Source organism: Pseudomonas sp. P105 (assembly GCF_032614175.1).
Lineage (GTDB): Bacteria > Pseudomonadota > Gammaproteobacteria > Pseudomonadales > Pseudomonadaceae > Aquipseudomonas > Aquipseudomonas rhizophila.
Genome location: NZ_CP126693.1, coordinates 4008347 through 4020754 on the forward strand (window position 1 = coordinate 4008347; position 12408 = coordinate 4020754).

10 protein-coding genes are annotated in these 12408 nt (G+C 63.5%); 1 reads left to right on the plus strand and 9 read right to left on the minus strand.

The window, feature by feature from the left end; all coding sequences use genetic code 11:
* Window positions 1-140: 140 nt before the first annotated feature.
* From QOM08_RS17900 to QOM08_RS17920, 5 genes are all read right to left on the minus strand, one after another.
* Window positions 141-3218, minus strand: a complete 3078-nt coding sequence (locus QOM08_RS17900; protein WP_188251050.1) for an error-prone DNA polymerase — start codon at window positions 3216-3218, stop codon at window positions 141-143.
* A complete protein-coding gene (locus tag QOM08_RS17905; protein ID WP_139049648.1) occupies window positions 3215-4636 on the minus strand; it encodes a Y-family DNA polymerase in 1422 nt (473 codons plus the stop codon). Before QOM08_RS17905 ends, QOM08_RS17900 begins: the two co-directional genes overlap by 4 nt.
* Before the next feature lie 7 nt (window positions 4637-4643).
* Window positions 4644-5276 (minus strand): translesion DNA synthesis-associated protein ImuA, encoded by a 633-nt coding sequence (imuA, locus tag QOM08_RS17910; protein ID WP_047227809.1) that lies wholly within the window; start codon window positions 5274-5276, stop codon window positions 4644-4646.
* The gene (gene lexA, locus QOM08_RS17915) at window positions 5276-5893 is read right to left on the minus strand and encodes a transcriptional repressor LexA (protein ID WP_047227808.1); all 618 of its coding nucleotides are present in this window, start codon (window positions 5891-5893) and stop codon (window positions 5276-5278) included. The genes imuA and lexA overlap by 1 nt, the downstream gene beginning before the upstream one ends.
* Window positions 5894-5969: 76 nt before the next feature.
* Window positions 5970-7010: an AraC family transcriptional regulator gene (locus QOM08_RS17920; RefSeq protein ID WP_047227807.1), complete on the minus strand. Its 1041-nt coding sequence runs from the start codon at window positions 7008-7010 to the stop codon at window positions 5970-5972.
* 206 nt (window positions 7011-7216) lie between these two features.
* On the opposite strand from QOM08_RS17920, the gene QOM08_RS17925 reads away from it, so the two are divergent.
* Window positions 7217-8155, plus strand: a complete 939-nt coding sequence (locus QOM08_RS17925) for a transporter (RefSeq protein ID WP_047227806.1) — start codon at window positions 7217-7219, stop codon at window positions 8153-8155.
* Between the two features lie 139 nt (window positions 8156-8294).
* On the opposite strand, the gene QOM08_RS17930 is transcribed toward QOM08_RS17925, so the two are convergent.
* The 4 genes from QOM08_RS17930 to QOM08_RS17945 all read right to left on the minus strand — a co-directional run bounded on the left by QOM08_RS17930 (window position 8295) and on the right by QOM08_RS17945 (window position 12407).
* Window positions 8295-9503 (minus strand): DSD1 family PLP-dependent enzyme, encoded by a 1209-nt coding sequence (locus QOM08_RS17930; protein ID WP_188251113.1) that lies wholly within the window; start codon window positions 9501-9503, stop codon window positions 8295-8297.
* Window positions 9504-9577: 74 nt separating this feature from the next.
* Window positions 9578-10876 (minus strand): D-arabinono-1,4-lactone oxidase, encoded by a 1299-nt coding sequence (locus QOM08_RS17935; RefSeq protein ID WP_177513953.1) that lies wholly within the window; start codon window positions 10874-10876, stop codon window positions 9578-9580.
* A 115-nt stretch (window positions 10877-10991) separates the two neighbouring features.
* The gene (locus tag QOM08_RS17940) at window positions 10992-11363 is read right to left on the minus strand and encodes a c-type cytochrome (protein ID WP_047227803.1); all 372 of its coding nucleotides are present in this window, start codon (window positions 11361-11363) and stop codon (window positions 10992-10994) included.
* A 159-nt stretch (window positions 11364-11522) separates the two neighbouring features.
* Window positions 11523-12407, minus strand: coding sequence for a LysR family transcriptional regulator (locus QOM08_RS17945; protein WP_107322642.1), 885 nt, complete (start codon window positions 12405-12407; stop codon window positions 11523-11525).
* Window position 12408 lies beyond the last annotated feature (1 nt).

Genomic DNA, 12408 nt, shown 5'->3' on the forward strand with positions numbered 1-12408 from the left:
AAAATGCCAGCAGGGAATCGGCATACCACAAGTCCCTTGTGCTCAGAGCTTCGAGCGCTGCGCTGGCGTTTGGTTTCATGGGCAGGTCATGATGCAAACCTGTCCGGGCTGGCGACATGCTTGCTGTGTGGCAGCCGGGTTCAGCGGAAATCGCGGCTATGCACCTGGATACCCGCCAGCAACTCGGTCAGGTCGCTCAGGCGGCCGGCGATCAGGTGACGAACCTCACCGACACTTTCCCAACGCCCGTCGACCCTGAGCAATTGCGAACCCACCAACGCTTTGCGTTGGCGCTCGGCCAGATCGCGCCAGACCACCACGTTGAGGTTGCCAAACTCATCCTCCAGGGTGACAAAAGTCACGCCGCTGGCCGTACCTGGCCGTTGGCGGCCGGTGACCAGCCCGGCGACGCTGACGTTGCGGCCATGCTCCACATCCTGCAGCTCCCGCGAGCTGCGACAGCGCCGGGCGCGCAGTTCGGGGCGCAGCAAAGCCAGTGGATGGGGGCCCAGTGTCGTACCGACGCTGGCGTAATCGGCGAACAGATTCTCCCCCACCGTAGGTTTTGGCAGGTCCACGGGCGGTTCTTCCTGGCTGGGCAAACCGGCGAACAAGCCCAGCTGTTTCTGTACCCCGGCCACCTCCCAGCGAGCGCGATGACGATCACCGGCCAAGCCCCGCAAGGCACCGGCGTCGGCCAGTTGCGCCTGGGCCCGGGCATCGAGTTGCGCGCGCTCGCCAAGGTCGGCCACGTCACTGAAGGGCCGATGCCGGCGGGCCGCTTCGATACGATGGGCATCCTCTTGGCGAAAGCCCTTGATCATGCGCAAACCCAGGCGAAGCGCCGGTTGTCGGCCTTCCATGGGTTCGAGGCTGCAATCCCAGTCACTGGCGCGCACGTCCACCGGGCGGATCTGCAACTGATGCCGGCGGGCATCCTGCAGAATCTGGTCCGGGCTGTAGAACCCCATGGGCCAGCTGTTGATCAGGGCACAGGCGAACGCCGCCGGTTCATGGCATTTGAGCCAACTGCTGGCGTAGGTCAGCAAGGCGAAGCTGGCGGCATGGGACTCGGGAAAACCGTAATTGCCGAACCCCTTGATCTGTTCAAAGATCTGCGCGGCGAATTCGGCGGTGTAGCCGTTTTTCGCCATCCCCGCCGCCAGGCGTTCCCGATGCGGTTCCAGGCCGCCGTGACGTTTCCAGGCAGCCATGGAACGACGCAGCTGGTCAGCTTCGCCGGGGCTGTAATCCGCCGCAACGATGGCGATCTGCATGACCTGCTCCTGAAACAGGGGCACGCCCAAGGTGCGCTTGAGCACTTCTTCCAACGCTTTGGAGGGGTAAGTCACCGCTTCTTCCTTGTTTTTACGCCGCAGATACGGGTGCACCATCCCGCCTTGGATCGGCCCCGGTCGCACGATGGCCACTTCAATAACCAGGTCATAAAAGGACTCGGGTTTGAGCCGAGGCAACATCGCCATCTGTGCGCGCGACTCGATCTGGAACACGCCAATGGTGTCGGCGCGGGTGATCATCTCGTAAGTGGCCGCGTCGTCCTTGGGCAACGTCGCCAAGGTGTAGTGCTGGCCGCGGTACTGCGCGATCAGATCAAAACATCGACGAATTGCGCTGAGCATGCCCAAGGCCAGGATATCCACCTTGAGCAACCCGACCGCGTCCAGGTCGTCCTTGTCCCACTGGATGATGGTGCGCTCGGCCATAGCGGCGTTCTCCACCGGCACCAGAGTGTCCAGAGGCTGTTCGGAGATCACGAAGCCGCCAGGGTGCTGGGACAGATGCCGGGGAAAACCGATCAGTTGTTGGGTCAGGCTCAGGACCCGGCGCAACACCGGGCTGTCCGGGTCGAAGCCACCTTCGCGCAGGCGATCCACTGGCGGTGCCTCGTCACTCCAGCGCCCACAACAGTCGGCCAGCGCGTTGACCTGATCCGGCGGCAAGCCCAAGGCCTTGGCGACGTCCCGCACCGCGCCGGCACCGTGGTAGCTGCTGACCACCGCCGTCAATGCCGCACGATGGCGGCCATAGCGCTGGAACACGTACTGCAGCACTTCTTCGCGACGCTCGTGTTCAAAATCGACGTCGATGTCCGGCGGCTCGTTGCGCTCCCGGGACAGGAATCGCTCGAACAGCATGCTGGTCTGGCTCGGGTCGATTTCGGTGATACCCAAGGCGTAGCACACCGCCGAGTTGGCCGCCGAGCCGCGCCCCTGGCAAAGAATATTGCGGCTGCGGGCGAAGCTGACGATGTCCTGCACGGTGAGGAAATAGCTGTCGTAGCCCAGATCGGCGATCAGAGTCAGTTCTTTATCGATTTGTACCCGTACTTTGTCTTCCACACCCTTGGCCCATCGCTCGCGCATACCGCGTTCGGTCAATTCCCGCAGCCAGGACGCTGGATCATGCCCCTCAGGCACCAGTTCACGGGGGTATTGATAACGCAGTTGGCCAAGGTCGAACGTACAGCGCCGGGCGATGTTCAACGTTTCGTCGAGCAAGGCGCGCGGGTAGATTTCGGCCAGAGCCTGGAGACTGCGCAGGTGGCGCTCGCCGTTGGGGTGCAGGCGCTGGCCGGCCTCGGCCACCGTGACGTGGTGCCGGATGGCGGTCATGGTGTCCTGCAGGGCGCGCCGGCCGCGCACATGCATGTGCACGTCTCCCGTGGCCACGGCCGGAAGGTCCAAACGCTCGGCCAGCGCCAGCAAATCCGCCAGCCGACGCCGGTCGTCCTGCCCGCAATGCAACTGGACCGACAGCCACAAGCGCTCGGCGAATATCTTCCGCAACCAGCGCCCCTGCTCTTCGGGATCGCTGTCACCGGGCACCCACAACACCAGCAACCCCGGCAAGGGCTCGTCGAAGTCTTCCCGCACGATGCGATAGCGACCTTTCTCGCTGCGGCGGCGGGCGCGGGTGATCAGCCGGCACAAGGCTTGATAGCCTTGCAGATTCTCCACCAACAGCACCAGTTTCGGACCGTTCTCGATCTGGATCTCACTGCCGACGATCAAGTGCAGGTCCAGCTCCCGGGCAGCCTGCCAGGCCCGGACAATCCCGGCCAGGGTGCACTCATCGGTGATTGCCAGGGCCTTGTAACCTTGTTGTTGCGCACGACGGCACAGCTCCAGGGCGCTGGAGGCACCGCGCTGGAAACTGAAGTTCGACAGGCAATGCAGCTCGGCATATTCGATGTTCATGCGAACCAGCCCTGCAGCCACAGCGGGCCACCCTCGCCCACCGGTCGATAGGCCCAGCCCCGTTGGCCAGCGCGGGTTTCGATCAGATAGTAATCCCGGCGCACGTCGGCGCCGTCCCACCAGCCGGACTCGATGCGCTCCGGGCCCATGAGGATTCGCGCCTGGCTCTCCTGCAAGGCCTGGGGTTCGTCCAGCAGCCAGCCGGGACGCCGGACGCCCTCGCGCACCGGACATGCCAGGGCCTGGCGTTGAGAGGTCATCTGCCAGGCACATTCAGGCCGATGGTCATCGCGAAACCCCAGGCCCTGCACTGCGTCGTCCCCCAGCCGGGCCCGCAGCCGCTCGCGCAATTGCTCCCAAGGCAAGGACTGCTGGGGGCGCTCGTCGAACAGCTCCAGGCGTTGGGGCACGAAACTGGGCAGGTCTTCAGCACACAAGCGAAAGCCACGTACCGGTGCCTCGACCTGCACCTGTTCCAGCCGACCACGAGCCAGTTCGAAAAGCATCGCAGGATCCCGCTCGGCGCTGAGCAAGCCGACCTTGATCAGCGTGTCCGGCAACCCGGCGTGTTCCAGGTGCAGGTCAAAGCGTTGCACGCCGCTGTCGCGACCGCACAGGAAAGCCGAGAGATCACCGGTCAACCGGCGCAACGGAAACAACAACGCCTGGTGGGATTGCACGTCGTAATTGAGCTCGATGCGCACATCGAAACGGTCCGGCGGCAGGTAAAACGACAGCGCCAGGGTGCGGCTGCCCGTCAGCGCGTCAAGATGCTTGAGCACCTGGGCCTCAAAACGCCGCGCCAGGGTGTGTCGGGGCAAGGCCTGGACCTGGCTCAACTGGCGCAGCCCCATGCGTGACAGTGCCGTGGCGACGTCGGGTTCCAGGCCGATACGCTCCACCGGCATCTGCCCCAGGCAGGCTTGCAGGGTTTCAATATCGGGCACCACCAGGGCGTCGTAGGCATTGGCCAACACCCGCGCCGCCACCGGGTTGGGGGCGGCGACAATGCGATGCCGGAATCCCAGTTGCGTCAGCTCGGCCCGCAGGCGCTTCTCGAACACCGGCCAGGGGCCGAACAGGCCCAGGCTCGACTCGATCTCGAACACCACCGTGCGCGGGTAATGCACGCTGACCTGGGAGCTGAAACGGTAGGCCCAGGCCGCCAGGAACTGTTGCCAGTGTTCGATCTGCGCCGCATCGTATTCGGCCGTGGCAAAGCCTTTGCTCAGGGCCTGGGCGGCCGTCATGGTCTGGCCGGGGCGCAAACCCAGGGCCCGTGCCGGGTCATTGACCGCTTGCAGGACCCGGCGCTGGGCCGGACCGGTCAACAGCGCCAAGGGCTCGTCGGGATCGGGACGCTGACGCAGCGCGGCGTCCAGCGCCAGTTGCGGGAAGAGTATGCAGACCCAGCGCATCGCAACCTCAATGCTCGGTCGGTGTGCTGAGCGTGGCGAAGGCAATCGGCGTCGAACGGGCCAGCCCGCCCCGGCACTTGAGCACTCGCAATTGCCCTGGCCGGCCATCGATGGCGATGCGCAGGGCCGCCGGCGAGGGGTTGATGGCTTCCTGAATCGAGCGCCAGGCGAACGCCAGGGTCTGGCCGGTTTCCGCCGCCACTTGCAAGCGGCGCAGGGCGCGATCATCAGCCTGGCGGGGCCAGCACAGCACCGCGCCACAACTGCCCGAACGCAGGCATTGTTCGGCGGCCCACAAGGCATCGCGCTCATCGGCCCGGATCACTGACAACTGGCGCAGGTCCACCCCAGCGTTCTGCCAGGCCTGCGGATAGGGCACGAATGGCGGCGCCACCAGCACGATCCGCTCCCCCGCCGCCGTCAGTCGCGCCAAGGTTGGCCAGACCAGTTGCAACTCGCCCACGCCCGGCGCGGCGACCAGCAGTTCCGTCAACGCCGCTTCCGGCCAGCCACCGCTGGGCAACGCCGCGTCCAGGGCCGCATGACCGGTGGGCTGCGGGCTGGCAGCCGGGGGCGCGGGCCGGCCCTTCCAGACCTGGCCACCGTTGAACAGCGTGTCCAGCGCAACGACAGCGCCCATCAGCCTTGCCTCAGCAAGCCACAGAACACGCCTTCGATGGCCAAGTCCTGGTCGGCTTCGACAATGATCGGCTGGTAGGCCGGGTTGCGCGGCAGCAAACGTATCCGCTCGCCGATTCGCTCGAAGCGCTTGATGGTGACTTCACCGTCCAGGCGCGCCACGACGATCTGGCCGTTGGAGGCCTGGGGCGTACGCTGCACGCCCACCAGGTCGCCGTCGAGAATGCCATCCTCGATCATCGAGTCCCCCTGGACCCGTAGCAGGTAATCCGGCGCCTTGGTGAACATCGCCGGGTCGAGCATCAGGCGACTGTGGACCTCGGCATCCGCACCGATCGGCAGGCCGGCGGCCACCCGCCCCAGCACCGGTACGTCCAGCAGCTCGGGACGCGGCGGCTGGTTCAGCAAGCGGATACCCCGGGCCTGGTGCGGATTGACTTCGATGAAACCGGCTTCGGTCAACGCCAGCACATGCTTGCGCGCCACGCTGCGGGAGGCGAAACCGAACGCCTCGCTGATTTCAGCGAGGCTGGGGGGCTGGCCCTGCTCGGCGATGCGTTCGCGGATGAAGGTCAGGATGGCGGTACGGCGGGGGGTGAGAGTCGTCATGGAGTACATTTGTACTCTTGTCGGTTTTTTCTGACAAGCACCGCCAGTCAGTCAACCACAGGGAGCCGACCATTGACCGTCCCGGCTAAGCCGGTGTCGACCCCTCGGTCCGAAACGCGCTCGGGCTCATCCCGGTCCAGCGCCGGAACGCCCGGCGGAAACTGCGCACATCGCTGTAGCCGACCTCTTCGGTGATGCGCTCGATGGACCAGTCGGGGTTGGCCAGCAGGTTCAGGGTCCGGCCACGACGCACCTGTTCAAGCAAGGCTTCGAAGGTCAGGTTGTGCTCGGTCAAGCGTCGGCGCAGGGTGCGGCTGCTCATGTTGAGGTCGCTGGCGATTTTCTCGATGTGGCTGCCACGGGTCAGGTCCCGGGCAATCGCCCGCTCCACCGCCTGGATCAGATCGATCTTGCGATGGACCTCAGTGGCCTCCTGTTCCAGCAAGGCCAGGGCCTGACGCAAGGCCAGCGGGTGATGGTTGGGCAGGCGTACGCCGAGCCAGCAGGCATCGATCAGCATGCGATTGTGACGACAACCGAAACGCACATCCGGCCCCAGGACCCGTTGGTATTCCTGGGCATAAGACGGCGCAGCGTGCATGAACTCCACGGCCTGGGGCCTGAAGTCAGGCCCTGCCAACGCCCTGCCGTACACCATCAGGCTGGCGAAAAACTCTTCGACCGCAAAGACCTGGACCTCGGCAAAAGGCAGGCGGCAAGTCGCCTCGACCATGATCCGGTCACTGGCCTCTTCAACACTCGAGACTGCGATACCGCCGGTGGTGTGTTGATACCGAATCCCCAGGGCAAAGACATCGCGCAGGGTTTCGCACAGCGACAACACGTGGCCCAGCAGGCCCAGGGTACCCAATACATTGCGATCGCCAACCCACAAGCCCAGGCCCCGATCAGGCAACAGCTTGAGCGCCCGCTGGATCATGACCACGGCCTGGCGATAGGAAATCCGCTGGGCAGGATCCTGCAGATCGTCGAGCCCGAAACCAAGGCCGCGACACAGGCTGGCGGCATCGAAACCCTGGTCTGCCACCACGTCGGCCAAGGTTTGCAAAAGAAACGGCGACACCAGCGCCAGTTCATAGGTCGGGTCGATGACTTTCATCTGCATGGGCGGGTTCCGGGGTACGTTAGGCGGCGTCTTTGTAACCGGTTGTTTCATAAACGTTAGCATGACCCAGCGTATAGAGGGGCACAAAAATCTGGCCGCCCATGTCCCCTGTGTGGCCGCCAATACCCTGCCCTGTCGGCGGCGAACGGCTTATTTGTATGGCTCGGACCTTTGGTGCATTTCCAACAATAATAATGAGCCCCCGCATGAACCCGACCCGCACGACATTCGCCTTGCAACTGACCCTCGGCCTGGCCTGTGCCCTGCCGGCCCTGGCCACCGAAACCGGAGTCGATAACATCGGCACCGGCACCGACGGTTTCTTCGTGTTGCCGCTGGACGTCGACAACCTTCCTGACCACATGTTTGCGTTCAACCTCTACTACAACCATTACAAGGCCAGGAAATTCAACATCAGTTCGTTGGGCGGCGAAGTCCCGGATGTCGAAATCGAATCCACGGCGGTGGTCCCCCGGATCGATTATCTGAGCCCTTTGCGGGTGGCCGGTGGACGCCTGGGTATCTACGTTGGCCAGCCCTGGATCAAACAGGAAATCTCGGTGTTCGGCCTGCAGGACACTCGCGAAGGCATGGGCGATACCACCATTTCGCCCATCGTGCTGTGGGACATGGGCAAAAACCTGACCCTGGCCGCCGCACTGGAAATCACCGTGCCGACCGGCGAATACAGCACCGACCGCCTGGCCAACACCAGCACCAATTTCTACACCTACAAGCCGCTGTTTTCCTTCACCTGGTTGCCCACGGAAAACACCGAGGTGTCGATGAAAAGCACTTACAGTTTCAATCGCGAGAACAAGGACACCGACTACCGCTCAGGGCAGATTTTTCACTTCGATTACTCCGCCAGTTACCGGCTGACGGACAACGTGATGCTGGGGCTCAACGGTTACTACCTCAAGCAGACCACCGACGACAAACAATACGGCCGCACCGTGCAGTTCGCCGGTCAGGACGTGGATGACGGCGTGCGCGGCCAGGTGTTCGCCATCGGTCCGGCGCTGCACCTGACCTTTCTCAAATACGCCAGCGCCGAGATCCGCTGGGCCAAGGAGTTCAACGTAGAGAACCGCCCCGAAGGCGAAATGCTCTGGGCCAAGATCAGTATTCCGTTTGCGTTGTGAACGCTCTATTCGATTCCGGCAGGCTCACCAGCAATTCCTTGTGGGAGCGAGCCTGCTCGCGATAGCCGTGGATCGGCCTACATTGATGCTGAATGTACCGCCGTCATCGCGAGCAGGCTCGCTCCCACAAGATCCGTGGTCAGCTATAGACCGGCCACATCTCGACTATCCGCCCTCCGCGCACGGCCAGCAGATCACCGAACTGCAACAGCACCGACTCGCTCTGGGTCGGTCGCAGGAACACCTGGTCCTCCACCGCCAGACCCACCGTTTCAGAACCGTTGACCATTTCCTGATTGGAGCTGCGACCGTAGAGGTCGTTGTGCTTCAAGCCCGGGGGGGATTCGAGATCGGCCATCCAGTTGCCGCCGTAGATGAAAAAAGTCTCGCGCTGGTTCACGTCCCACCAGGAAAAAATCCGCGACTTGTCGTCCAGCGCGGGGATGTTGACCGGGCCGGTGCGCTTCAAGACCGGCGTGGCGATGTAGGCCGCCGGAACGTGCTCGCTCAACGATGGCAGGTCGTAGTGGCTGGGTTTGAGCATGGCCGTGCCCACCGAGACTTCACTGCTCAGTTTCTCCCGTTCGTGCAAGCGATAGCTGGGGCTGCCGGCGGTGTTGAGGGTCAGGCCAGGATGCCAGAGGTCGGGGTAGCGCAGACGCACGAAATCCACCCGTGCGGTGTAGATCGCCATGACCCGCGCCAGCAGCTCCTGAGGGGTTGCCAGCAGCTCGGGCACGCCCATGCCCACGAACGGGTCGTAGCCCATGAACCCGGCAAATTCCAAGTGCGTCGGGTTCGCCCGGATCAGCTTGAGCATCGCCTCCAGCGTGGCATCGTCGGCTACTCCGCCCCGGTGCAGGCCTACATCCAGTTCGATATTGATCCGCAAGCGAGTACCAAGCCCCTGGGCCAGGGCCCGGTATTGCTCAAGCCGTTCAGGTGTGTCCAGCAGCCACTGCAACTGGCGTGACGGATCGAAGGGTCCTTTGTGAAGCTCATAGAACAACGCGGCGCTGCGCACTGGGAGAGGTTTGCCCAGCAAAATATCAGCCGTGGGAAACTGCAACGCATCGTGGTTGAGAAACGGTTGGTGGAACGACATCAACCGTCGAGTCTCGGCTCGCTGGCCAATGTAGTTCAACAGCCCCGGCGATGGCAGGGACTTCTCCACCAAGCGCAGCTGTTTGCCGGCGCGCCGGACCGAGGCCATTACCACGTCGATGTTGTGATCGAGTCGGTCCAGGTCAATCAGCATCACCGGTCGCATGGGACCGTGGGCCTTGAGTTCCCGGTTCAACTGGCGGAAATAATCGCTGTACGGCCCGCCCTGGTCCCGCGGTCGCAGCCAGGCACCGACGCCGGTCAGCAACAGTCCGGCGCCCACCGTCCCAGCCAGGAACCCTCGACGATTGAAACCCATCAGCTCGCTCCCAGAATCGTTGAAAGATGCCCGTTGAGGAATTTTCCGCCAGGGTCCAGGGCCTGGCGCACCTGGGCAAACTCATTCCAGCGTGGGTAGAGCGCCTGGAGCGTCCTGGCGTTCAAGGAATGCAGTTTTCCCCAATGCGGGCGCCCCTGGTATTTCCAGAAGACCGGCTCGATGGCGGCGAAGAAATTGTGATGGTCCATCTGGTAATGCTGGTGCACGGAGATCGAGCAACTGTCGCGGCCTTCGAACATGCTCAGGGCGATGTCATCGGCCTTCACGTAGCGGTACTCAATGGGAAACCAGGTGCGCAGGTCTTTGTCGCGGATCAGCTTGAGGATTTCCCGCAGGCACGCCGGACCGTGTTCAGCCGGCACTGAATACTCCATCTCGTTGAAGCGCACGGTGCGCGCATTGGCGTAGATGTCGTGGGAATCGCCAACCCGATCCTCGAAGTCGGCCACCAGCCGCAGGCTGTTGAGCAACGTGCGCCGGATCGTCGGAAAGTCGCTGCCATACTTGTCGAGCTTTTCGATCAGGGTGACGAATTCGTTGCCACCCTCCTCCTCGGGGCTCACCGGTGCAGTGGCCGGATCGGTGGTTTCGTTCAAGGCAATCGACAACGCATAGTCGGAATGGGTGACCACCTGCATTTCCCAATGCTGGTTGTCCCGAGTGTTGGTGTCCAGGTCCTCGAGCAACTCTTCGGTTTTCGCCACCCACTGGCGCTCGCGCAGCCGATAAGCAGGACGGTTCTGCAAACGCACACGGGTCACCAGCCCCAGCGCACCCAGTGACACCCGCCCGGCCTTGAACACTTCGGGATGGCGGTTGGCATCGCAATCAAGCACCTCGCCGCCGGCCGTCACCAGTTGCAGCCCGACCACCTGCGCCGAATACGAACCGAATGCCTTGCCAGTGCCGTGGGTCGAGGTGGCGATGGCCCCGGCCAGGGTCTGGTAATCCACGTCGGCCATGTTCGGTAGCGCCTGACCGATGGCCTTGAGTGCCGGGCCCATGCGCGACATGGGCGTGCCGCCACCGAACTCGGCCTGCAGGCTGACGACATCGTGATCCAGCAGACCGCTGAAAAAACTCAGCGACAGCAAAGTCCCGTCCGTGGGCACCAGGGCGCTGAAGGAATGGCCTGAACCCACCGGACGAATCCGCCCTTCGGCGCGGGCCACGATTTGCACCAGTTCATCCAGATTCTTGGGAGCCAGACGCGCTGCCGGCAGGCAACTTTGCGCACCGGACCAATTGCGCCACGGAATCAGTCGCGGGGCGCGCATCAACTCGGCCAGGGCACCCTGGCTGCCCAGCGCCGTGAAGGCCGCGACAGCGGCGGCCCGTTGCAGCCACTGGCGCCGTGAATAGTCCATCGTCATGCCGTCGTTCCCCTGTTGGTCATTGCAATGGCTGGCCGGACATGAAGCCGATCAGGGCCAGGAACTGCTCTTCGGAACAGTGCATGCACAGCCCCATCGGCGGCATGCCGTTGTAGCCGTTGATCGTGTGATCAAGCAGGGTGTCGCTGCCCTGGGCCACTCGCGGCGCCCAGGCGTTGGCGTCGCCGGTCAGGGGCGCTCCGGCGCCGGGGTTGGCGTGGCAGAGCTTGCAACTGCTGTCGTAGATTTGTGCCAGCGCTCCGTCGGCGGGCACACTCGTTAAGGCCCTGGGCGGGCTCGTTTTGGCCTCTTCGCCGCAACCGGCGAGCAATACGCCAAGCGAAAGAATCGCCGCGGCGTGAGTCCAGGCTGAAGACGTTGGTACCGACATGGGGCCCCTCTTGGTGGCGCAATGAGCACGCCTTTATTGTGTTGGGTCAGACAGACTCACACTAAGGCACGCCCGCGCGTTGGCTTGAGGTCATTGGGGGCCATAAAAGGGGACTTGCGCGGCCAGCGCTGGATGATCGATGGCCAGGGACATTGGCGATCAGGGCAGCAGCAGCCCCTGCTCGCGCTCGCACAACTGCACCACATAATCCCAGAGCACCCGCAGGCGCACGGATTTGTGTAGTTCGCGGCGGGTGCTGATCCAGTAGCTGCGGCGGATGGTTTCATCGGGCAGTAAAGGGACCAGGGCCGGGTCGCTGCTGGCCATGTAGCAAGGCAGTACGGCAATCCCCAATCCCGAGCGTGCAGCCTGTTGCTGGGCGATGACGCTGGTACTGTGGAACACCACCCGAGGGTTGCGGCAAAAGCTGTTGAGAAACATCAGTTCCTGGCTGAACAGCAGGTCGTCGACATACCCGATCCAGGCATGGCGGGCCAGGTCTTCGCGACTGCGCAACGGTGGCGAGCGGTCCAGGTAGGCCTGGCTGGCGTAGAGCGCCAGACTGTAGTCGGTGAGCTTGCGGGTCACCAGCAGGTCGGCCACCGGGCGTTCGAGGTGAATGCTGATTTCCACTTCGCGGTTGAGGATGCTGACAAAACGCGGCACCGCCACCAACTCCACCTCCAGCCCCGGATAGCGCTGGAACAGACCCTCCATGCGGCTGGCTAAAAACATGATGCCCAGCCCTTCCGTCACCCCCACGCGGATCTTGCCCAAGGGCGCGCTGGACTGGGTGATGTCCTCCTGAGCCAGTAGCGCCACGTTTTCCATGGCTTCGGCGTGCTTGAGCAACGATTCGCCCGCGGGGGTCAGTTCATAACCCTGGGCATGCTGGACAAACAACGCGGTGCCCAGGCTTTTCTCGATGGCTTCGATGTGCCGGGCCACAGTGGCATGGGTGGTGTTCAGGCGTCGTGCGGCCGTGAGCAAACGGCCGCTGCGTTGCAGTTCCAGAAAGTAGCGCAGGTCATTCCAGTCGAACATG